This window comes from Streptomyces sp. BBFR25 (assembly GCF_044590125.1).
In the GTDB taxonomy this organism is placed as follows: Bacteria; Actinomycetota; Actinomycetes; order Streptomycetales; family Streptomycetaceae; genus Streptomyces; species Streptomyces canus_D.
The window spans coordinates 8,335,913-8,357,186 of the sequence record NZ_CP172447.1 but is presented as its reverse complement, the minus strand read 5'-3'; the positions used below and the strand labels follow the sequence as shown (position 1 = coordinate 8,357,186).

The 21,274-nt window shown below is 70.4% G+C and carries 15 protein-coding genes and 1 pseudogene; 9 read left to right on the top strand and 7 right to left on the bottom strand.

What is annotated here, in order from left to right; all coding sequences use genetic code 11:
• Nucleotides 1-48 precede the first annotated feature (48 nt).
• The 4 genes and pseudogenes from ACGH52_RS37495 to ACGH52_RS37480 form a co-directional block, all read right to left on the bottom strand.
• Nucleotides 49-600 (bottom strand): EF-hand domain-containing protein, encoded by a 552-nt coding sequence (locus tag ACGH52_RS37495; RefSeq protein ID WP_399946078.1) that lies wholly within the window; start codon nucleotides 598-600, stop codon nucleotides 49-51.
• A 172-nt stretch (nucleotides 601-772) separates the two neighbouring features.
• A pseudogene (locus ACGH52_RS37490) lies at nucleotides 773-2,574 on the bottom strand (NHL domain-containing thioredoxin family protein).
• A 320-nt stretch (nucleotides 2,575-2,894) separates the two neighbouring features.
• Nucleotides 2,895-4,652, bottom strand: a complete 1,758-nt coding sequence (locus tag ACGH52_RS37485) for a lectin (protein WP_399946075.1) — start codon at nucleotides 4,650-4,652, stop codon at nucleotides 2,895-2,897.
• A gap of 17 nt (nucleotides 4,653-4,669) precedes the next feature.
• A complete protein-coding gene (locus ACGH52_RS37480; RefSeq protein WP_399946072.1) occupies nucleotides 4,670-7,534 on the bottom strand; it encodes a lectin in 2,865 nt (954 codons plus the stop codon).
• A gap of 478 nt (nucleotides 7,535-8,012) precedes the next feature.
• Here ACGH52_RS37480 and ACGH52_RS37475 point away from each other — a divergent pair, with 478 nt between their 5' ends.
• Nucleotides 8,013-10,412: a ricin-type beta-trefoil lectin domain protein gene (locus ACGH52_RS37475; RefSeq protein ID WP_399946069.1), complete on the top strand. Its 2,400-nt coding sequence runs from the start codon at nucleotides 8,013-8,015 to the stop codon at nucleotides 10,410-10,412.
• A 99-nt stretch (nucleotides 10,413-10,511) separates the two neighbouring features.
• Here the strand turns inward: ACGH52_RS37475 and ACGH52_RS37470 are convergent, their stop codons facing one another.
• Nucleotides 10,512-11,933 carry a sugar porter family MFS transporter gene (locus ACGH52_RS37470; protein ID WP_210975980.1) on the bottom strand — a complete coding sequence of 474 codons (1,422 nt, stop codon included), beginning with the start codon at nucleotides 11,931-11,933 and terminating at the stop codon, nucleotides 10,512-10,514.
• Complete coding sequence (locus ACGH52_RS37465; protein WP_076972404.1) at nucleotides 11,926-12,777, bottom strand: phytanoyl-CoA dioxygenase family protein; 852 nt, start codon at nucleotides 12,775-12,777, stop codon at nucleotides 11,926-11,928. The genes ACGH52_RS37470 and ACGH52_RS37465 overlap by 8 nt, the downstream gene beginning before the upstream one ends.
• Before the next feature lie 120 nt (nucleotides 12,778-12,897).
• On the opposite strand from ACGH52_RS37465, the gene ACGH52_RS37460 reads away from it, so the two are divergent.
• The 5 genes from ACGH52_RS37460 to ACGH52_RS37440 all read left to right on the top strand — a co-directional run bounded on the left by ACGH52_RS37460 (nucleotide 12,898) and on the right by ACGH52_RS37440 (nucleotide 19,115).
• Entirely contained in the window at nucleotides 12,898-13,923 is a 1,026-nt protein-coding gene (locus tag ACGH52_RS37460) for a LacI family DNA-binding transcriptional regulator (RefSeq protein ID WP_399946065.1), read from the top strand.
• A gap of 329 nt (nucleotides 13,924-14,252) precedes the next feature.
• The gene (locus ACGH52_RS37455; RefSeq protein WP_399946063.1) at nucleotides 14,253-16,670 is read left to right on the top strand and encodes an RICIN domain-containing protein; all 2,418 of its coding nucleotides are present in this window, start codon (nucleotides 14,253-14,255) and stop codon (nucleotides 16,668-16,670) included.
• 160 nt (nucleotides 16,671-16,830) lie between these two features.
• Nucleotides 16,831-17,862 (top strand): LacI family DNA-binding transcriptional regulator, encoded by a 1,032-nt coding sequence (locus ACGH52_RS37450; protein ID WP_399946060.1) that lies wholly within the window; start codon nucleotides 16,831-16,833, stop codon nucleotides 17,860-17,862.
• A 52-nt stretch (nucleotides 17,863-17,914) separates the two neighbouring features.
• Nucleotides 17,915-18,679 carry a maleylpyruvate isomerase family mycothiol-dependent enzyme gene (locus tag ACGH52_RS37445; protein ID WP_210975985.1) on the top strand — a complete coding sequence of 255 codons (765 nt, stop codon included), beginning with the start codon at nucleotides 17,915-17,917 and terminating at the stop codon, nucleotides 18,677-18,679.
• A 46-nt stretch (nucleotides 18,680-18,725) separates the two neighbouring features.
• Nucleotides 18,726-19,115, top strand: a complete 390-nt coding sequence (locus ACGH52_RS37440; RefSeq protein ID WP_399946057.1) for a hypothetical protein — start codon at nucleotides 18,726-18,728, stop codon at nucleotides 19,113-19,115.
• A 212-nt stretch (nucleotides 19,116-19,327) separates the two neighbouring features.
• On the opposite strand, the gene ACGH52_RS37435 is transcribed toward ACGH52_RS37440, so the two are convergent.
• The gene (locus ACGH52_RS37435) at nucleotides 19,328-19,945 is read right to left on the bottom strand and encodes a GrpB family protein (protein WP_399946054.1); all 618 of its coding nucleotides are present in this window, start codon (nucleotides 19,943-19,945) and stop codon (nucleotides 19,328-19,330) included.
• 59 nt (nucleotides 19,946-20,004) lie between these two features.
• Here ACGH52_RS37435 and ACGH52_RS37430 point away from each other — a divergent pair, with 59 nt between their 5' ends.
• From ACGH52_RS37430 to ACGH52_RS37420, 3 genes are all read left to right on the top strand, one after another.
• On the top strand, nucleotides 20,005-20,427 hold the full coding sequence (locus ACGH52_RS37430; RefSeq protein ID WP_399946051.1) for a VOC family protein: 423 nt from the start codon (nucleotides 20,005-20,007) through the stop codon (nucleotides 20,425-20,427).
• A 129-nt stretch (nucleotides 20,428-20,556) separates the two neighbouring features.
• Entirely contained in the window at nucleotides 20,557-21,009 is a 453-nt protein-coding gene (locus tag ACGH52_RS37425; protein ID WP_399946048.1) for a hypothetical protein, read from the top strand.
• A complete protein-coding gene (locus ACGH52_RS37420; protein ID WP_399946045.1) occupies nucleotides 21,006-21,194 on the top strand; it encodes a hypothetical protein in 189 nt (62 codons plus the stop codon). Before ACGH52_RS37425 ends, ACGH52_RS37420 begins: the two co-directional genes overlap by 4 nt.
• Nucleotides 21,195-21,274 lie beyond the last annotated feature (80 nt).

Below are 21,274 nucleotides of genomic sequence, written 5' to 3'. Positions count from 1 at the left end.
CGGCGGACGGTGCCGTGCGCCGCCCGCCCGGCCGACCGGGGACGCGGGTCAGCCGAGGGAGTGGCCCGCGACCGGCCCGCACATGTAGTTGCCCGGCTCGGCGGGGTCGTCACTGGTCCAGAACTGGATCCACAGCGCGGCGAACTCGGACCGGCCGAGGTGACCGTCGGCATCCTGGTCGAGACGGTCGAACACGTCGCCGGTCGCGATCCCCTGCCCGTGCCACAGGTCGATCAGCCGCTGGTGTTCGTTCCTCGAGATGCGGCCGTCACCGTTCTCGTCCACCGCGTCGAAGACCGTGTCGGCGGTGGCGGCCACCGCGTCCCGCATGGTGGGCAGCCGGTCGACCATGGCGAGGAGGTCGTCCATGTCGATCCTGCCGTCGTGGTCCGTGTCGACGGCCTGTGAGAGGTGCTGCCACCATCCCAGCAACACGTCCTCCACCCGCGCGGCCAGTGCGTCGTCCGCCCGCACGCGGGGCAGCCGGCTCCACCGGGTCGCCAGGGCCGCGAAGTCCGCCTCCTCCAGGCAGCCGTCGTCGTTCACGTCGAAAGCGTCGAACATGCCCTGCAGCTTGGTCCGCTGAAACTCACTGGCCATCACAAGCCCCTTCTCTCGCGGTGCTGAAAGGATGCTGTCCGCGCGCGTCGGCCACCCAACGGCGTGTGAGAGCGCGAGGTGACACAGCGACGCCGCCGAGCGCCCCGCCCGTGCGCCGAGCGCCGGTTTGAACGCGTGGCGCGCCTCCGCCAGGCCGCCGGACACCGACCGGTCAGGCAGTGTCGACGTCGGCCAGGACGAGCGGCAGTCGGTCGCTCGCTCCCTCGACGAGACGGACCGGGATCTTCCACTCCTTCTGGTGGACGTGGCAGGCCGGGTACGGGACGTCCTGGTCGTCGTCGCAGGACGCGGCCGTCGCGGAGACGTGCAGCACGCCCTCGGGCACCGAGGGGTTCAGATCGAGGGAGCGGGCCAGGCCGGTGCCCGCGCCCTCGCCCGCACGGAGCAGTTCGGGTGGCGTGGCGGAGACCAGGAGCCGTGTCGCGGGCCCGTAGCGCAGGTCCAGCTTCTGACCGGCGGGTGCCCGGAAGGCCACTTCCAGGCGCAGGGTGCCCGGCGCCGCCTCCGTCGTCTCCCGCCGTACGCCCTCGCCGACCCCCGCGCCCAGGGCATCCTGCGGCAGCCGAAGCCGGGTCAGCCGGTGCCGGGCCGACTCGACGACCAGGATGTCGTCGCCGACGACCACGGCGTCACTGGGCTCGCGCAGGTCGGTCGCCAGCGTGCTCACCTTTCCGGTGGGCGGTGCGTAGCGGCGCAGGGCGTGGTTGTAGGTGTCGGCGACGGCCACGGAGCCGTCCGGCAGGGCCGTGACGCCCAGGGGATGCTGGAGCAGCGCCCGGGCGGCGGGGCCGTCGCGGTACCCGAAGTCGAAGAGTCCGGTGCCCACCGCCGTGCGGACCGTGCCGTCGAGATCCACCCAGCGCAGGGCGGAGGTCTCGGAGTCGGCCACCCAGAGCTGGTCCTCCGTCGCGGACAGCCCGGACGGCTGCGCGAACCAGGCCTCGGGGCCGGGTCCGTCGACGAGCCCCTCGTTGCCCGTCCCCGCGGTGACGGTGACACTCCCGTCCCGCGGATCGTAGGCCCAGAGCTGGTGCACCCCGGCCATGGCGATCCACACCCGGTCGTTCCACAGGGCGACGTCCCAGGGCGAGGAGAGGCTCACGGCACGGGCGGCTCCGCGGGTGGGCTCGCCCGGCCTCCGCTGCCTGCCGGTCCCGGCCAGGGTGGTGACCTCGCCGGTGCCGGGCTCGTACCGGCGCAGGGCGTGGTTCACGGTGTCGACGACGACCGAGCCGTCGCCGAGCAGGGCGAGTCCTTGCGGCTCGCTGAACTCGGCCCTCTCGGCCGGGCCGTCCGTGAAGCCCCGTCTTCCGGTGCCGATCCGCCGCACGGGGCTCTCCCCGTCCTCGGCCAGCTCCACCAGCTGATGCCGGCTGGTGTCGCTCACCAGAAAGGTGCCGGAGGGCAGGGGCACGGCCTTGCCGGGGAAGCGCAGGGCCGTCGGCTGCGGCTCCGGCGCCACGTACGGGGCGTCGCCGCGCCGCAGGGTGCCCTTGGCCGCGTGCTGGGCCTCCAGTTCCTCAACCAGCCGCTGGATGGCGTGTGCGTGTCCCTCGCCCGCGTACTGGGCGACGACGTAACCCTCGGGGTCGATGACGGCGAGGGTGGGCCAGGCGCGTACGGCGTACTGCCCCCACGTGACCCGCTCCGGATCGTCCAGGACGGGATGCTCGACGCCGTAGCGCTCGACGGCGTCCAGGACGGCCCGGTGTTCGGCCTCGTGCGTGAACTTGGGCGAGTGCACCCCACGATCACCACCGTGTCCCTGTGCCGCTCCTCCAGCTCGCGCAGTTCGTCCAGGGCGTGCAGGCAGTTGACGCAGCAGAACGTCCAGAAGTCGAGGACCACGATTCGTCCGCGAAGCGCCGCGAGACTCAGCTCCCGGTCATCGGTGTTGATCCAGCCACCCCGGCCCACCAGCTCGGGGGCGCGGACCCGTGCACGCCTCTCCATGGTTCGAGCCAATCACACCGCCGCTGTGTGACCATCCGGCGATTCACTCGATTGAGCCGTCAGCAGGAGCAGCTTCCGCGTCCGTGAAGGGCATCGCCTCATGTCGCTCAGTCGGTACCGCAGCACGGTCGGCGCATCCGGCACCGGGGTACAGCGGACGGAAGCCGTGCTGGTGGAGCAGTACGGCTCCCTCGTGCGCCTCGCCCACCTGGTGCTGCCGGCCTCCGCCGGCCGGCATCGCCGCGTCCTCCACCCCGCTCACGGCGGTGAGCGGGGTGAACCGTCATGGGGCGGCCGGTCGGTTCACCGGCCGGTGGCCGTCAGGGCAGGGTCCACTTCTGGTTGGGGCCGGTGTGGCAGGTCCACAGGTGGACCGGGGTGCCGTCGTTCCAGGTGCCGCCCGACGCGTCCAGGCACTTGCCGGACTGCGGGTTGCGGACCGTGCCGTCGGCCTGCGGCGCCCACTTCTGCGCACCGCTGCCGTTGCACGTCCACAGCTGGACCCTCGTGCCGTCCGCGCTGCCACCGCCGGAGACGTCCAGACACTTGCCCAGCGCCCGCAGCGAACCGTCGCCCTGGACCGCCCACTTCTGGGCACCGCTCCCATTGCACGTCCAGATCTGGACCTCGGTGCCGTCGGCGGTCTGGGAGTTGTCGACGTCCAGGCACTTGCCGTTGACCCCCTTCACCTCACCCGAGCGAGGTCCGGGCTGCTGACCGTCACCCTGCTTGACGCGGATGTTGCGGAAGGACACCTCGTCGCCGTCGCCGTGGTTCTGGATGCCGATGTGACCGTCCTTGAGGCTCCGCGCCGGGTCGGTGTTGGTGAAGTCGTTGATCTTGCTGCCGTTGAGGAAGATCTCCAGCCGCTCGCCGGTCACGCGCAGTTCGTACGTGTTCCACTCCCCCGGCGGGTTCAGGGCGGCGTCGCGGGCGGCGATGTCGGCCGACTGGAACCCGTACACCGCGCCCGTGGTGCGGTCGGCGGCGTCGGTGGCGTCGATCTGGATCTCGTAGCCGTTGTTCACCGCCGTCCACGGGTCGTCGGATGCGGGGAAGCCGATGAACACGCCGGAGTTGTCGTCGCCGGCCGCCTTCCAGTCCAGCTTGAGCGAGTAGTCGCCGGTGAGTTCCTTGGCGGCGTACCAGTGCATGCCCAGTCCGCCGTGGGAGGTGAGGGTGCCGTCGGCGAGGGTGAAGCCGCCCGGGCCCGCCTGTTTCCAGCCGGTGGTGGACGAGCCGTCGAACAGGGCCGTGTAGCCGGTTTCGGGACGGCAGTCGGCGTTGGTCGTCCCGGCGGCCCAGCGGATTCCGCCGAGGAGATGCCTGCGGAAGGCGGGGTCGGTGTAGGACTCGTCGGTGTGACCGCCGCCGGTGTAGAAGGCCCGGCCGCCCTGGTAGTCCTTGCACCAGGCGATCGGGTGGTCGCCGTTCATGTTCCCGCCGGAGTAGCTGGACTCGTCGAGAGAGGCCAGCACACGGGCGGTGGTGCGCGGGTTGGTGCGGTAGTTGTACCACTCGTCGGTGCGCTGCCAGGTGGAGCCCAGATGGGCGGTGGCGTCGTGCGCCCGGTCCTCGATCTCGACGGTCGCGGACTGGACGGCGGGGTGCGAGTGGAACAGGGCGCCCGCCAGGCCCTCGTAGAACGGCCAGTCGTACTCCGTGTCGGCCGCGGCATGGATGCCGACGTATCCGCCGCCGTCCTGGACGTACTGCTCGAACGCCGTCTGCTGGGCGCCGTCCAGGACGTCGCCGGTCGTCGACAGGAAGACGACCGCCTCGTACTGGGCGAGGTTGCCGCTGGTGAAGGCCTGGGCGTCCTCGGTGGCGTCCACGGTGAAGTTGTTCGCCGTGCCGAGGTCCCGCAGGGCCGCGATGCCGTCGTCGATCGAGGAGTGGCGGAAGCCCGCCGTCTTGGAGAACACCAGGACCTGGTAGGCCGGGTCGGCCGCCGCACGCGGTCCGGCGTCCACGGTCAGGGTGTGGCCCGCGGCTTCGGACTGGGCCGTGACCTGGGGTGCCACGCACATCGCGGCGCCGACGAACAGGCCGAGGGCCGCTTTCGAGATCTTGCGCATCGTACGTCACCTCCTCGCTAGGGCAGGGTCCACTTCTGGTTGGCTTCGGCATGGCAGGTCCACAGGTGGACCGGAGTGCCGTCGTTCCAGGTGCCGCCCGACGCGTCCAGGCACTTGCCGGACTGCGGGTTGCGCACCGTGCCGTCGGCCTGCGGCGCCCACTTCTGCGCACCGCTGCCGTTGCACGTCCACAGCTGGACCCTCGTGCCGTCCGCGCTGCCACCGCCGGAGACGTCCAGACACTTGCCCAGCGCCCGCAGCGAACCGTCGCCCTCGACCGCCCACTTCTGGGCACCGCTCCCGTTGCACGTCCAGATCTGGACCCCGGTGCCGTCGGCCGTGTTCGCGCCGTCGACGTCCAGGCACTTGCCGTTGACCCCCTTCACCTCACCCGAGCGGGGGCCCGGCTGCTGGCCGCCGGACGTGGTGAAGGAGTACTCGTCGATGTCGAACAGGGAGCCGCTGCCGCCCTTGAAGACGAGGTACAGCGTCGTGGAGCCGGACGGCTGGCTGCTCAGGGTGGCGGTGACGTCCTGGAAAGTCTCCCAGCCGCCGGTCACCGGCACGGTCGCCGTGCCCAGGAGGGTGCCGGTCGCGGAGCCGGCGCGTACCTCGATGGTGCCGCCCGCGCCCGCGGAGGAGACCCGTGCGGTGAACGCGGTGGCGTTGTCCAAGGCATACGGTGTGAAGGAGATCCAGTCGCCGTTGTCGATGTGGCCGACCGTCTTGCCGCCGTGCGCGGGGTCGTGGCTGACGACCTGCACGCCGGAGGAGTCGCCGTGGTGCTCGGCCTGCCGGTGGCTGGGCTGCGTGATCTGCTGGTCGTGCGTGGTCAGGGCGGGCTGGCCGCTCGCTCCCTTGTCCGTGTACTCGGCGTCGACGACGCCGAAGATGTTGGCGTTGGGGTCGTGCTCGCCGTCCGCGAGGGTCTTCAGGGTGCCGGTGCAGCCGGTGGCCGAGGTCTGCGGGTGGCCGTGGCTGTCGTGCCCGACGATGAAGTTGACCTTCACCTTGGAGCAGTCGATGGTGCCGTCCTCCGGGTCGGTCACCGTCACCTTGAACGGGATCTCGTCGCCGAAGTCGTGGATGCGCCCGTCGAGGGGCGTGTCGAGCGTCACGGTGGGCGCGGTGTTCCCGACGGTGATCTGGATGGAGGCCGTCGCCGACTTGCCGGTCGCGTCCGTCACCTTGAGCGTGGCCGTGTACTGGCCGTTGGCGGTGTAACTGTGGGAGGGGGCGGCCGCCGTGGAGGTGGTGCCGTCGCCGAAGTCCCAGGCGTAGGTGAGGGCGTCGCCGTCGGGGTCGGTGCTGCCTGCGGAGGAGAAGGACACCTGTAGGGGTGCCTTGCCGGAGGTGACGTTCGCCTTGGCCTGCGCTAGGGGCGCGTGCCCGTCCGTGATGTGCTCGATGCGGTACAGCGCCGAGTTCTCGTCGCCGCTGAAGTAGCCGGTGCCGTAGTCCAGGACGTACAGCGCGCCGTCCGGTCCGAAGGTCATGTCCATCACCTGGGTGCCGCTCCAGGGGAAGGCGTTGATGGACTGCACGGTGCCGTCGCCGCCGGTTTCGATGCGCTTGATCCAGCGGCGGCCCAGTTCCCCGGCGAAGTAGTCGCCGTCGTACTCCTCGGGGAACTTCACGTCGGAGGTGGAGGCTGCGTCGTAGCGGTAGACCGGCCCGCCCATGGGGGACTCCGAGCCGCCTCCGAACTCGGGGACGCTGTCGCCGTTGTACGGGATCCAGGCAGGCTGCGCGGGCGGCAGGTCGGTCAGGCCCGTGTTGCGCGGCGAGGTGTTCCTGGGTGCCGCGCAGTCGAAGGCGGCGCCCGAGGTTCCGGTGGCGAAGTCGAAGTCGACGTAGGCGTCGTTCTTGCCGGTGCAGTACGGCCAGCCGAAGTTGCCCGCCTTGGTGATGCGGTTGAACTCGACCTGTCCCTCAGGGCCTCGGTCCGGCCGCGCGACCCCCGAGTCTGGGCCGTAGTCGCCGAGGTGGACGATGCCGGTGGCCTTGTCGACGCTCATCCGGAACGGGTTGCGAAAGCCCATGGCGTAGATCTCGGGACGGGTCTTCGCGGTGCCGGGCGCGAAGAGGTTGCCGGCGGGGATCGCGTAGGAACCGTCGGCGTTCACCTTGATGCGCAGGACCTTGCCGCGCAGGTCGTTGGTGTTGCCGGAGGAACGCTGGGCGTCGTAGGCGGGGTTGCGGTTGGGGCGCTCGTCGATCGGGGTGAAGTTGTCGGAGGCGAAGGGGTTGGTGTCGTCGCCGGTGGACAGGTACAGGTTGCCCGCCGCGTCGAAGTCGATGTCACCGCCGGTGTGGCAGCAGATGCCGCGGGAGGCGGGGACGTCGAGGATCTTCTTCTCACTGGCGAGGTCGAGGGTGCCGTCGGTCTTCAGGACGAAGCGGGACAGCCGGTTGACTCCGTCGTACGGTGCGAAGTCCGCGGCCGATCCCTCCGCCGGGGCGTCCGAGCCCGGCGTGTCGAGCTGGGGGGCGTAGTACAGGTAGACGTGCCGGTTGGACGAGAAGCCCGGGTCCACGGCGACGCCTTGGAGGCCTTCCTCGTCATGGCTGTAGACGTTCAGTTTGCCCGCGACGGTGGTCGTCCCCGCGGCGTCGGTCCGACGCACGGTGCCGTCGCGCGAGGTGTGCAGGACCGAGCGGTCCGGCAGCACCGCCAGCGTCATGGGCTCACCCGTCTCGGCCACGCCCTTGGCGAGCGTGACCTGTTGGAACTCCGGCGCGGCGGCGACCGCTTCGGCCCCGCCTTCCGGTTCCGCGGGCGCGGCGGCTGTCGGGGCCACCGGCAGCAGACAGCCGACGGCGCAGGCCGCGGCGGTCAGTAAGAGACGGGCACGTCTGCGATGGAACGGTCTCGTGCGCACAGAGCTCTCCCGGGAGGGTGGGGGGTGACGGCAGGCCTGGCCGGGCTGCCGAGGGCTTCGTGCGGCGCGCGCCGTCGCGCCGTTGATTCCGGTCCGGGGTCCGCGACCGGTACTTCGCAGGGAAGTTAGCTGGCTTCATCGAACCCCGGAACCCATTTCGCACAAGATCTTCATACTTTTTCCGCGCGTAGGACAAAGTGGCTGATGCACCCGTCTCCCGGCGCCCGGAGGTGACGAGCGGGCGCTGCTGACGGATGGCGTCCGGGGGCGGAGATCGATCCGGCCGGACCTTTTCCCTCACCGATGACAAAGCATGGACGGCCCATGCGGAAGTCCCTACTGTGTCCGGTGCGACGCTGGGCCCTCACGGGCCCACGGCCACCCCCCCGTATCCGGGACGACGGCGCGTCCCGGCAGCGGTGGATCCCCCACTTGCCCGACCGAGTCCCTCGTGTCCGAGGGGCCGTCAGGAGGTCACGTGTATCCACGGCTGTACCCCCGCCGGCTCGGCAGACGCCTGGCCGGAACCGTCATCACTTCCTTACTCGTCGTCGGCCTGTCGTCGTCCCCGTCCCCGGCGGACGACGCGGCCGCCGCGGATCTTCCCCCGCAGGAACCGGGCGTCACGCTGCGCGTCTTCGACGTGCAGGCTCCGCTCAGCGGGATCTGCATCCTCAAGGCCGGGCAGACCCCGAACATCGACAAGCTGATGCCCGTGGTCGACTGGTCCTCGGCCGACGACTTCGGCCTGGAGAGCAACTTCGTCACCCACGTCCTCGGCAACCTAGACGCACCGCAGACGGGCAGCTACACCTTCCGGCTCACCAGCGACGACGGGTCCCGACTCTGGATCGACGACCAGCTGGTCGTCGACCACGACGGTCTGCACGGACCCGAGCCCAAGGACGCGACGGTCGACCTGACGGCCGGCCCCCACGCGCTGCGCATCGAGCACTTCGAGCGCGACGGCGGTCAGCAGCTCACCCTGGCCTGGAAGCCGCCGGGCGCCTCGGGCTTCGGCGTCGTACCGAACTCGGCGCTCAGCACCGACGCCGACGTCGTCCGTGTGACCGCCCCCGGACGCAAGGAGTGCGAGTCGGGCACGGACTCGCCGGGAGACGGTCTGCCGCTGACCGGTGTGCATCCGAACTACACCCTCACCGACCTGCGGCCGAGCGGCTTCGAACCGCAGGTCTCCGCGATGGACTGGCTCCCGGACGGGCGTCTGGCCGTGGCCACCTGGGGCGGCAGCAACAACACCGCGGGCGAGGTCTACCTGCTGAGCAACGTCACCGGAGACACCGGGCCGGGCAGGGTGACGGCCAAGAAGGTGGCCTCCGGCCTCAAGGAGCCGATGGGCATCAAGCACGTCGACGGCAAGCTCTACGTCTCCCAGAAGCACGAACTGACCGAGCTGAACGACACCGACGGCGACGAGGTCACCGACCAGTACCGGCGCGTGGCGACCTGGCCGTTCGGCGGCAACTTCCACGAGTTCGCCTTCGGCCTGCTGTACAAGGAGGGGTTCTTCTACCTGAACCTGTCGGTCTCCATCAACTACGGCGGCGCCACCACCGATCCGCAGCCCGCCCAGAACCGCGGCACCACCATCAAGGTGAACAGGGAGACGGGCGCGCTCTCCTACGTCGCCGGTGGTCTGCGCACTCCGAACGGCATCGGCTGGGGCCCCGAGGGTGACCTGTTCGTCACCGACAACCAGGGCGGATGGCTGCCGTCGTCCAAGCTCGTCCACATCAAGCAGAACCGCTTCTTCAACCACTACACCAATCCGGACGGGCCCTTCGATGCCCAGCCGGTGACCAAGCCGGTCCTGTGGCTGCCGCAGAACGAGATCGCCAACTCGCCCAGCACGCCACTGCAGTTGGAGGACGGCCCCTTCGCCGGTCAGATGCTGTTCGGTGACGTGACCTACGGCGGGATCCAGCGCGGGTTCCTGGAGAAGGTCGGCGGCGAGTACCAGGGCGCGGTCTTCCGTCTCACCCAGGGCCTGGAGGCCGGGGTCACCCGGATCAGCGTCGGCCCGGACGGCGCTCTCTACGCCGGCGGTCTGGGCGCGGGCGGCAACTGGGGCCAGGAGGGAAAGCTGACCTACGGCCTGCAGAAGCTGAGCCCGAACGGTGCCAACGCCTTCGACATCCGCGCCATGCGCGCCGTACCGGGCGGCTTCCAGCTGGAGTACACCCAGCCCCTGTCGACGGACACGGCGAACGGACTGGCGGGCCGCTACAAGATCAAGCAGTGGCGGTACGTGCCGACGGCCGACTATGGCGGTCCCAAGGTCGACGAGGAGACGCTCACCGCGCAGTCGGCCACGCTGTCCGCCGACCGCAAGACGGTCACTCTCGCCGTCCCCGGCCTCAAGGCCGACCGCGTGGTCCACGTCCGCTCGCCCCGTCCCTTCAGCTCGGCCGGTGGTGAATCGCTCTGGAGCACCGAAGCCTGGTACACCCTGAACAAGGTGCCCGGCGCCGTGTCCGGCACGGGCGAGGTGACGGGCGTCAACGGCAAGTGCCTGGACGTCGACAACTCCCAGACGGCCGACGGCACCGAGGTGCAGGTGTGGACCTGCAACGGGACCGGCGCCCAGCAGTGGACGCTGCCCGGCGACGGAACCGTGCGCGCCCTGGACAAGTGCCTGGACGTGTCGGGTGGCGGCAGCGCCGACGGTACGAAGATCCAGCTGTGGACGTGCAACGGCAGCGGCGCGCAGACGTGGGCGCCCCAGGCCGACGGCACGGTACGCAACCCGCAGTCGGGCAAGTGCCTCGACGCCTCCGGGGGCACCTGGAACGACGGCACCCCGGTCCACCTGTGGACCTGCCACACCGGCCCCAACCAGAAGTGGACCCTGCCCTGACCGCCCACCGGCTACGCCCCGGGCAGAGGCACTGAAGGAGGGCTCCGGTCTCCCCCGCGAGGGTGACCGGAGCCCGCTCCGCACGCACCGGGCGACGACTCAGGAATGCTCGAGTGTCTTCCGGAAGGAGCCTCCGCGCTGCAGGGCGCGCTCGATGCTCTCCAGGGACCGTCCCCGGGTCTCCGGCACCTTCGCCGCCACGAACGCGATGCAGACGACGTTCATCAACGCGTAGACGAAGAAGGTGCCGGAGCGGCCGATCGCCTCGATGGCGGTCAGGGCGGTCACCGCGATCAGCAGGTCGACACCCCACAGAGTGACGGTGGCCAGGCTGGTCGCGGGGCCGCGCACGCTCAGCGGGAGGATCTCCGGGCCGATGAGCCAGACCACCGCCTGGATCCCGATGCCGTTGAACAGGATGTACGCGAACAGGGCGACGATCACCGTCCAGCGCTGGGCCGCCGAGCCTTCCGGGCCGAGGAAGGCGAGTGCCATGACCGTCATGGCCGCACCGGACCCCGGCAGGAACCACAGCATGATGCGCCGCCGGCCCATCCGGTCCACGGCGATCGCGCCGACGACACCGGCGATCACCAGCATCACGCCGATCCCGACACCGGTGAGGAGCGCGGCCGAGTCGCCAAATCCGGCGTCGGCGAGGATCGTCGGCGCGTAGTAGACGACGGCGTTGATGCCGGTCAGCTGGGAGAAGGCGGCGATGCCGACGGCGATCAGGAGGGCGGGGCGTATCCAGCGCTGCCTCAGGTCGCGCCAGCCGCCGACGGGCGTGGCCGTGGCCACCTGGGTGATCTCGTCGATCTCGTGGTGGACGTCCGTGCCGGGCGGGCGGAGCCGGGTCAGTACGGTCGCCGCCTCCTCGCGCCTGCCGCGCTCGACGAGCCAGCGCGGGCTCTCGGGCAGGAACAGCATGCCGACGCCCAGGGCCACGGCGGGCACCACGGCCAGGCCGAACATCAGGCGCCAGCCGCCCGTGTCCGACAGTGCCCAGCCGCAGACGTACGCGATGAGCTGTCCGCAGGCCACCATCAGCTGGAACAGCACCATCAGCCGGCCCCGGATCCTGGCGGGGGCGACCTCGGCGATGTAGACCGGCACCATGTTGGAGGCGCCGCCCACGGCCAGGCCGAGGACGAAGCGCGCGGCGACGAGGCTGCCCGTGCCGGGTGCCGCCGCAGCCGCCGCGGCGCCCAGGGCGAAGACCGCCGCGACCGCGATGACGACCCTGCGGCGTCCGTGGCGCACGGCCAGGCGCCCCGCGAGGAGTGCTCCGACCATCGCGCCGAGGAGGATGACACTGACGACGATCTCCTGCTCGCGGGAGGTCAGGTGCAGGTCGTCGCGCAGGTGCAGCAGGGCCCCGGAGATGATGCCGGTGTCGTAGCCGAAGAGCAGGCCCCCGAGTGCGGACACGGCCGAGACCGCGTACACCGCGGCCGGCACCTTTTGCGGATCGTCGGCGGAGGCACCGGCGTGTCCGGGTGCCGTGACCAGCTCAGGCATCGCCCATGACCAGACCCTCGATGGTGTGCTTCTGCGTCACCGGCTCGAGCACGTCCACGATCGGGCAGTCCAGGTGGCGGCGGACCCGCTCGGGCAGGGACTCCCAGTAGGCGCGGGTGACGGCCGTGTCGTGCCGGTCGCCGTTGCCGGCCTCGGGGCCGTCGACGCCCAGGACCAGCACCGGGCGGGACTTCGAGGAGTTGTTCTTGGTGCCGCGGTGGATGGTGAGAGCGGTGCGCGCGGAGATGTCGCCGCGCTGCGGGTACTTGCGCACGGCCCGCTCCTCGTAGCGCGGGTAGTGCGGCCGGGGCGGGAACATGCCGTGGCCGAACTCCGGGCTGTCGTCCCACTGGGTGCCCGGCGCGATCTCGAAGGGGCCCATGTCCTGCTCCGTGTCGACGGCCGTCACGTTGAAGGCGAGGGAGGTCAGCCGCCGCTCGGCGCGGGTCTCCTCCGGCATGGGGAAGTCCCGGTGCCAGGGCTGGTTGACGGCGCCTTCGAGCGGCACGTCGAAGCCGAGCTCGACGATGCGGTAGTCGGGGCCGAGCACGGCGGTGCACACGGAGCGCACCCAGGGGTGGTCGACCAGGTCGACGAAACCGCGCAGCTGCTCGGGGTGGATCTCCACGTAGTACCGGTGCGGTCCGCGGCCCACGGCGCCACCGGGCCGGGTGCGGGCCTCCTGGAACGCCACGTCGATGTCCTCGCGCAGCTGGTCGGCCCACTCGCGGGTGAAGGCACCCTTGCGCGCCGTGATGCCGTCCGAGTACAGGGCCTCGACGTCGGCCGCCACGTCCACGTCGAGGTCGGCCGGGGCGATACCGGGGTGGGCGTGCTGGCTCATGGGTGCCTCCTTGCACATGCAGCGGAACTGTCCCGCACATGTTGCATCGTTGAATTCAACGTGGCAATACCCTTCCTCGGCGATCTTGGCCGACGGGACGCGCCGTGTCACGATGTGCGGGTGAGCAGCAGCCTGAAGGACGTAGCCGCCCGCGCCGGGGTCTCGGCGCGCACGGTGTCGAACGTGGTCAACGGGGCCGCCCGCGTCTCCGAGGAGACCCGTCGGCGGGTCCAGGAGGCGATCGACGAGCTCGGTTACCGCCCCAATCTCGCCGCCCGCAGTCTGCGGGCGGGCCGGACCGGCATCATCGGTCTCGCCATCCCCGAGCTGCACTCGCCCTACTTCGGCGAGCTGGCCGGTCTCCTGGTGGACGAGGCGGGGCGCCGGTCGTGGACGGTGATCATCGACCAGACGCACGGGGACGCCGAGGCGGAGCGGCGGCTGCTCAAGGGCGACGGCGGCCGGGTGATGGACGGCCTGATCATCAGCCCGTGGGCCCTGGAGGCCCAGGAGGTGGCGGACATCGCGCGCCCGCTGCCCGTGGTGCTGCTCGGTGAACGCAACGCTCAGGGCCGGGCGGACCGCGTGACGGTGGACAACGTCGCCGCGGCCGACGAGGCGACCACCCACCTGCTGACGCTGGGACGCCGCCGCATCGCCGCCATCGGCCTGCAACCGCACCTGGCCAACGGCACGGCCGAGCAGCGGGCCGAGGGCTACCGCAGGGCGCTGCGTCGGGCGGGGCTCACGCCCGAGCCGCGGTGGGAGCGGACGGTCGAGGCCCTGCACCGCGAGGACGGCGCGCGGGCCATGGCCGAACTGCTCGACGGGGACGCCGTCCCTGACGCGGTGTTCGCCTTCACGGACGAACTCGCGCTGGGGGCACTGCACATGGCGCACACCCGGGGGGTGCGGGTGCCTCAGGAGCTGGCCATGGTCGGGTTCGACGACATCGAGGACGGCCGGTACAGCCACCCGGCGCTGACCACGGTCTCCCCCGACAAACGCCAGATCGCCCAGCGTGCCCTGCAGTGCCTCGCCGACCGCATCTACAGCCCGAGCAACGAGGTGCCCGCATCGGATCTGACGGTCCCGCACCGGCTGGTGGTCCGAGGGAGCACCGATCCGGGGGCGCGGGTGTCCTGACGGCCCGGAGCGGCACGTCAGGGGCCGGGACGCGTCGGGCGGTCAGATCGCCCGGCTCTCCCTTCCCCGGACCCTGGTCACGAGCGACACCCCGGGCCGGGCCGCCGGGCGGGGCTGCCGGGCCGGGCTGCCCGAAGGGCGGGATCGAGACAAAGGGGCGCCCTTTTGTCATGTCCCTGGACTGCCCAGTTCGGGCGTGTTGTCATGCCAGGGTCGCCTTTCCAACGTTGTAGGCGCAGACCGTCCCCGCCTGCGCGTCCGAACCCCGACCCCCTTGTCGCTCATGCCCGCCCAGCGACGTGGGCCCGTACCCGGACCGGAGAATCCGCATGTCCTTGCCCAGACGACGCCTCCTGCGCGACACCGCCCTGATCGTGACCGCGGCATCGGCCGCTCCCCCGTACGTCGCCGCATCCGCGTCGGCGGCGCCCGAGCCCCCGGCCTTGGCCGCCGTGGACCGGGGCCCGGCGCCGGACGCGCTGATCAGGCTGCCGCCGGGCAGCATCGCCGCCCACGGCTGGCTCGCCGGTCAGCTGAGGCTCCAACTGGCGGGATTGTGCGGCCGTTACGAGGAAGTCTCACACTTCCTCGACTTCGCCACGTCCGGCTGGGTCCACCCGCAGAACGGCGGCTGGGAGGAACTGCCCTACTGGCTGCGCGGCTACGTACCGCTCGCCATCGCCACCCGGGACGACGACGCGCTCGCGAACGCACGCAGATGGATCGACGCCGTCCTCGCCACCCAGCAGCCGGACGGGTTCTTCGGCCCCCGCGCCCTGCGCACGGCACTCAACGGAGGTCCGGACTTCTGGCCCTTCCTGCCCCTGCTCATGGCCCTGCGCACCTGGGAGGAGTACTCGGGTGACCGCCGCATCGTGCCGTTCATGACCCGCTTCCTGCGCTACATGAACGCCCAGGGTCGCGGTGCCTTCGACTCCAGCTGGGTGTCGTTGCGGTGGGGCGACGGACTCGACGTCGCCACGTGGCTGCACCGCCGCACCGGCGACACCTTCCTGCTCGACCTCGCCGCCAAGATGCACACCTACGGCGCCGACTGGACGGGCGCCCTGCCCAACCAGCACAACGTCAACATCGCCCAGGGATTCCGGGAGCCGGCCCAGTACGCGCAGCTGACGGGCGACCCGGAACTGACCCGGGCCACCTACCGCATGTACGAGCAGGTGCTGAACGGCTACGGTCAGTTCCCCGGTGGCGGCTTCGCGGGGGACGAGAACATCCGCCCCGGCTTCACCGACCCGCGGCAGGGCTTCGAGACCTGCGGCATCGTCGAGTTCATGGCCAGCCATCAACTGCTCACCCGCACCACCGGCGATCCGGTCTGGGCCGACCGGTGCGAGGACCTGGCCTTCAACCTCCTTCCCGCCTCCCTCGATCCCGAGGGAAAGGGCGTGCACTACATCACGAGCGCCAACTGCGTCGACCTAGGCAAGGACCGCAAGACCCAGGGGCAGTTCCAGAACGGCTTCGCCATGCAGTCCTACCAGCCCGGCGTCGACCAATACCGCTGTTGCCCGCACAACTACGGGATGGGCTGGCCGTACTTCAGCGAGGAGCTGTGGCTCGGCACGCCGGACGGCGGGCTCGCCGCGGCCCTGTACGCCCCGTGCGAGGTGAGCGCCGAGGTCGCAGAGGGAGTGCGGGTGAGGGTGCGGGAGGAAACCGACTACCCCTTCGACGAGACCGTCCGGCTGACGGTCTCCACCGCACGGCGCGTCTCCTTCCCGCTGCTCCTGCGCATACCGGGCTGGTGTCCCGATCCGGAACTCGCGGTCAACGGCAGGGCGGTCACGGCACCGGGCGGACCGGCCTTCGCACGCGTCGAGCGTGTCTGGCGCAACGGGGACACGGTGACCCTGCGGCTTCCGCAGCGCGCTGTGCTGCGCACCTGGTCCGCCCAGCACGGCGCGGTCGGCGTCGATCGCGGGCCGCTCAGCTACGCGCTGCGGATCGGCGAGCGCTACGAGCGCTACGCGGGCGGTGACGCCTTCCCGGAGTACGAGGTGCACGCCACCACCCCCTGGAACTACGGGCTGGTGCCCGACACCCCGCTCTCGTTCCACCCCCTGGACGGTCCGGTCGCCGACAATCCCTTCACGCACGACACGGCCCCGGTACGGATCACGGCACAGGCCCGGCCGATCGACGGCTGGGTCGCGGACACCGAGCGGGTCGTCGCGCCCCTGCAGCAGAGTCCGGCCCGCAGCGACGCGCCCGTGGAGACGGTCACGCTCATTCCCATGGGAGCCGCGCGCCTGCGCGTCTGCGCCTTCCCCACCGCCACCGAGGACGGGCACGTCTGGACTCCCGAGCCCCCGTTCCGGCGGATCCTGAACAAGCACAGCGGCAAGGTCCTCGCCGTGGACGGCATGTCGACCGCCAACAGCGCCCACGTCGTCCAGTACGACAACTCCGGTACGGGCGACCACGCCTGGCAGCTGATCGACAAGGGCGAGGGATGGTTCCTCGTACGCAACGGGCACAGTGGAAAGGTGCTCGGCGTCGACAACATGTCCACCGCCGACAGCGCCCACGTCGTCCAGTACGAGGACAACGGCACAGCCGACCACCTGTGGGCCCTGGAGGACCGCGGCGAGGGATGGTTCCTCGTACGCAACCGGCACAGCGGAAAGGTGCTCGGCGTCGACAACATGTCCACCGCCGACAGCGCCCACGTCGTCCAGTACGAGGACAACGGCACAGCCGACCACCTGTGGCGGTTCGTCTGAGGCCGCGGGCCACCTTCCGTGCTCGCCGGGCGCCGCGCAATCTCCTTGTCAGCGGGAAGGCACGCGACGTATAACGATGCAAGCCTGGCGCGGGCCTTCCCCTGGGCGCCAGGAGCCGGTCCGCGGCCCCGGGCAGACGGTCGGGCGGCGGAAGGAACATATGCGGGTCAGCCTCAAGGACGTCGCCTTGCACGCGGGCGTGTCCATCAAGACCGTCTCGAACGTCGTCAACGACTACCAGCACGTCACGCCCGCGATGCGCGCCCGGGTCCAGGCATCCATCGACGAGCTGGGTTACCAGCCGAACCTCACAGCACGTCACCTGCGCAAGGGCCGTACGGGAATCATCGCGCTCGCCCTGCCCGAACTCGGCAATCCCTACTTCGCCGAGCTGGCCACCGAGATCATCAACGTGGCGGCCGAACACGACTACACCGTGCTGCTGGACCACACCCGCGGCAGACGGGACCAGGAGATCCTCGTCAGCCAGGGGTTCCGGACACGAGTGATCGACGGTCTCATTCTCAGCCCCATCGAACTGGAGGCGGAGGATCTGCGGTCGCAGTCCGAGCAGGTACCACTGGTGTTACTCGGCGAACGGGAGTACGACCTGCCCTACGACCACATCGCCATCGACAATGTGGCCGCGGCCCGTACCGCCGTCCGGCATCTCGTCGAACTGGGGCGCAGGAACGTGGCGTTCATCGGCGCCCGCCGAGGACGCAGCCAGCCCGCGCACCTGCGCCTGCGCGGGTGGCGTGACGAACTCGACGCCGCCGGTCTCGCCGCGGACTCCCGGCTGGTGGCCGCCACCGACGGGTGGGCGCACGCCGACGGAGCACGGGCCATGGCCGGGCTGCTGGACTCCGGCCGTCGTCCGGACGCCGTGTTCGCCTACAACGACCTCATCGCGATCGGAGCACTGCGCGCCCTGTCCGAACGCGGACTGCGGGTGCCGGAGGACGTCGCGGTGGTGGGCTTCGACGACGTGGCCGAGGGACGGTTCGGGGCCGTGACCTTGACCTCCGTCTCACCCGACAAGGCGGCGATCGCCCGTATGGCGGTGGAGTCGGTCCTCGCACAGCTGAACGGCCGGGAGCAGCGAGGCCGACGTATCCGGCCGGGGTACCGGCTGGAGAAGCGGGAGAGCACACTCGGAGTGCATGACGCGGGTGCTCGCGATCGGCGCTGACGGACCGGAAAACCGGGTGCGGTCGGCTGAACCGGCGTGATAGCCAAGCGATGTGACAGACAGACTTGAGTACGCCGCGCTGCTGCAGCTGATCGACGAGCGCTCGGCCGCGTTCCGCAGTGCGGTTGCCGCCGCGCCCGGCCTTGACGCGCCGGTGCCGTCCTGCCCCGAGTGGACGGTGTTCGATCTGGTGCGGCACCTGGGTACGGGCCAGCGCTGGTGGGCCGCGATCGTCGCCGCGGGCCCGGCCGAGGCACCGCCGGCCAAGGTTGCCGCGGAGGTGCCGCGCGAGCTCGAGGCGCTGCTGGCCTGGTACGCCGAGTCGAACGACGTGCTGCTGCGTGCGCTGCGCGAGTCCGGCCCCGACCGCGCGTGCTGGACGTGGTGGAGCGCCGGTGTGTCACCGGCGAGCGCCTGGGGCGTTGCCCGGCGCCGGGTGCACGAGGTGCTGGTGCACACCTACGACGCCCAGCTCGCCGCGGGCGCCGTGCAGCCGATGCCGGCGGAAGTCGCGACCGACGGCGTGGCCGAGTTCCTCGACACCTGCAACTCCACCCCGGCGGCCTGGCCCCACGAGGCCGCCACCATCCACTACCACGCCACCGAGGGCCGCTCCTGGCTCCTCACCCTGGACGGCACCGGCGCCTGGCCCGCGCCCCTCAACGACGACGCCGCGGCGCCGGCCTCGGCTTCGGCCACGGGCTCGGCCGAGCAGTTGCTCCTCTTCGTCTGGGGCCGCCTCACGCTGGACGACCTGAAGACCGAGGGTGACCACCAGGTGTTCGAGCGGCTGATCGCCTGGGAGCCCGAGGAGTAGCCAGTCTCCGCAGGCGCCCCTTGGTCCACACCACCAGGAGAAACCGGTGTCATCCCCGCATCTGCTCACCCCGGAGGGGAAACTCGCCGCCGCGAAGAAGCTGTTGGGCCTCCCCCGCATCGTCGTGATCTGCGGATCCACCCGCTTCATGACCGAGATGAACGAGGCAGATGTGCGCGAGACCATGGCCGGGAAGATCGTCGTCAAACCGGGCATCGACATGAAGTCGCCGCACGCACTTCGGTCCGATCCTGCCGAGGCCGAGGCGCTGAAGACTCGACTCGGCGATCTGCACCGGGCGAAGATCCGCCTCGCTGATGAGGTGCTCATCGTCGGCGACTACATCGGAGACAGCACCCGAGCCGAAATCGCCTACGCCCGGTCACTGGGCAAGCCCCTGCGGTTCACGCACCCCGAAGTCGACCCCGACGCCTGACAGCTCTCGGATCCATGCCATTTGTCATGCATGACCGGGCGACAATTCAACGGGGGCACCGGTCATGTCGGCAATGCCCGCCCGCATGCCCCTGTATTCCGGGCTGCCGCTTTGTCCGGCTCCCGACAGCCGGGCCGCAGCATGAGTGATGTGGACGCATACGATCCGGACGAGTTCTCCGCCGGCCAGGCGAGGCAGCAGTCAGACCCGCGTCACTCCTGATCCGGTCGAGATTCGTTTGACGACGGAGCCGTATGCGCGCCGCGTCGGCTCCTCGCCCGCGCCTTGATTTCTTCGATCACCCCGGTCTTCGCGTCGGCGTAGGCGTTCATGTCGGCCCACTCGCGGGTCACCAGATCGCGCTTGGTGCTCTCGTAGAGGTGCCGGTCGGCCTGATCGACCCGAAGGTGGTCTCTGAGGAGCAGGTAGTCGTCGACGGCTGGATCCGCGTCTTCGAGGATGTGGAGGTGCAAGTCCCGTGCTTCGGTGCGAAGCAGGCGGTGGCCGGGCTCTCGGACACGTAGGACGTATCCGCTCGCGAGCAACGGGTCGAGGTACTCCTCTTCCGCGGTGATGTCGTGGACCGCCACGACGATGTCGATGATCGGTTTCGCGGCCAGCCCGGGGACTGCGGTCGACCCGATGTGCTCGACGACCAACGCCGTGTCTCCCAGGGCGTTCCGGATCCGAGCCGCGTGAGAGGAGTATCGGTCCGCCCATCCGGCGTCGTGTGGCACCAGATACAGCTCGCGCTTCTCGACCCCACCCACAAGCTCGGTGCCGGTGACGTCTTCTCTCCGCCGGTGGTGATGCGCGTCAGCCCTGTTCACCCGCCACATGCTACCGAGCACGCCACACCACCCAACTCCCTGGCTACAGTTGACCCACCATGCCCGGTCTCTTCGGAATCAACCATCTGACACTGTCCACGACCGACCTCGACCGGCTCGTGGCGTACTACACGGAGTTGCTCGGAGCAGCGCTCGCGTTCGAGCGCGCTGCAACCCGTTCTGACCCCCGGATCGCGGTCGTCGATGTCGGCGGGGCCGACCACCTGATGATCGTCGAAACCGCTCCCGCGCCCACCACTGATCTCGATCCCCTCGGCAATGCGGGATGGGGGCTGCGCGTGGGAACGTACGTGCAGCTGTGCGAAGTTCGCGATCGGATCCTGGCTGCCGGATGGCCGGTCGGACAGATCGAGACACTGCCCACGCAGTGGACGATGACAGCTCGCGATCCCGATGGTCGCCCTGTGGACGTTCGAGCCCATCGCCCACGCACTGCGTCGTCGCCACGAACCACTGACTGACTGCCCCGACTTACAGCACCCGCCCGGGTTCAGACGCGGCCAGCGGCGCTGCGGCGGTTGCTTTCATGCGCGATAGATTCCGCTCGCAGGGGGCGTCATCCCGGCGGCCGCCGTGCGGGGAGGAGCTTGATGAACCAGGGAAGTACGGAGAACGGACTGCGCTGGAGAGCCGATGCCCACAGCATCGGCTTCACGCTCACACTCAGCGAGGGCCTCTCGCCGCACGAGTTGCTGTGTCGCGTCGGCGCCGAGGCGCGTCACGTTGTCCCACTCACCCGCTCCGCAGCGTGCGAACTGCTGCTGAGGGACGAGGCGGATGGCATCAGTGACCTCGACGGCTTCCTGGACGGCGAAGACGATGCGGCGGCCGCCAAGCTGACACGCTCCGGCTTTCTGCCCGTCCCGCCCACCACCATCGTCCGGGCGGGCTCGGTGGCGGGCTGGGCTTACGCGCTGGAGGAGTTCACTGTCACACGGGCTCGTACCTCGCTGCGCTGTCCGAGCGAGGGCGGGCGTTCTGTGTGCATCGCAACGCCAAGGGGTTCAGCCGCGTCGGCTACGCCCGCCGCGGCGATGTGGTGACGTCCTTCGAGCCCGGTCTGCCTCACTTGACCGACGGCTCGCCGCCCGAGGTGGCGCTCGGGTTCGTGCACAGCGGTGACGAACCGGGCGATGTCGCGTTCCTGCGGTTCCTCGAGAGCGAGCTTGGCATCTATCTGCCCTGGGAAGAGACGGAAGCAGAGCTTGCGGCAGCTGCCTTCATCTGACTGACGCCCGGACTCCTGGGGATCGAGGGGAAGGCCTCGGACTTTCCTGGTCGTTGCATGTCGATGCGACCGATTGCTTA

What these genes read in the sequence shown, in the direction of transcription:
- ACGH52_RS37425 (WP_399946048.1), top strand. Translation starts at nt 20,557, where the DNA reads ATGAACCAGGGAAGTACGGAGAACGGACTGCGCTGGAGAGCCGATGCC.
- ACGH52_RS37485 (WP_399946075.1), bottom strand. Translation starts at nt 4,652, where the DNA reads ATGCGCAAGATCTCGAAAGCGGCCCTCGGCCTGTTCGTCGGCGCCGCG.
- ACGH52_RS37470 (WP_210975980.1), bottom strand. Translation starts at nt 11,933, where the DNA reads ATGCCTGAGCTGGTCACGGCACCCGGACACGCCGGTGCCTCCGCCGAC.
- ACGH52_RS37450 (WP_399946060.1), top strand. Translation starts at nt 16,831, where the DNA reads ATGCGGGTCAGCCTCAAGGACGTCGCCTTGCACGCGGGCGTGTCCATC.
- ACGH52_RS37465 (WP_076972404.1), bottom strand. Translation starts at nt 12,777, where the DNA reads ATGAGCCAGCACGCCCACCCCGGTATCGCCCCGGCCGACCTCGACGTG.
- ACGH52_RS37455 (WP_399946063.1), top strand. Translation starts at nt 14,253, where the DNA reads ATGTCCTTGCCCAGACGACGCCTCCTGCGCGACACCGCCCTGATCGTG.
- ACGH52_RS37495 (WP_399946078.1), bottom strand. Translation starts at nt 600, where the DNA reads ATGGCCAGTGAGTTTCAGCGGACCAAGCTGCAGGGCATGTTCGACGCT.
- ACGH52_RS37430 (WP_399946051.1), top strand. Translation starts at nt 20,005, where the DNA reads ATGCCCGGTCTCTTCGGAATCAACCATCTGACACTGTCCACGACCGAC.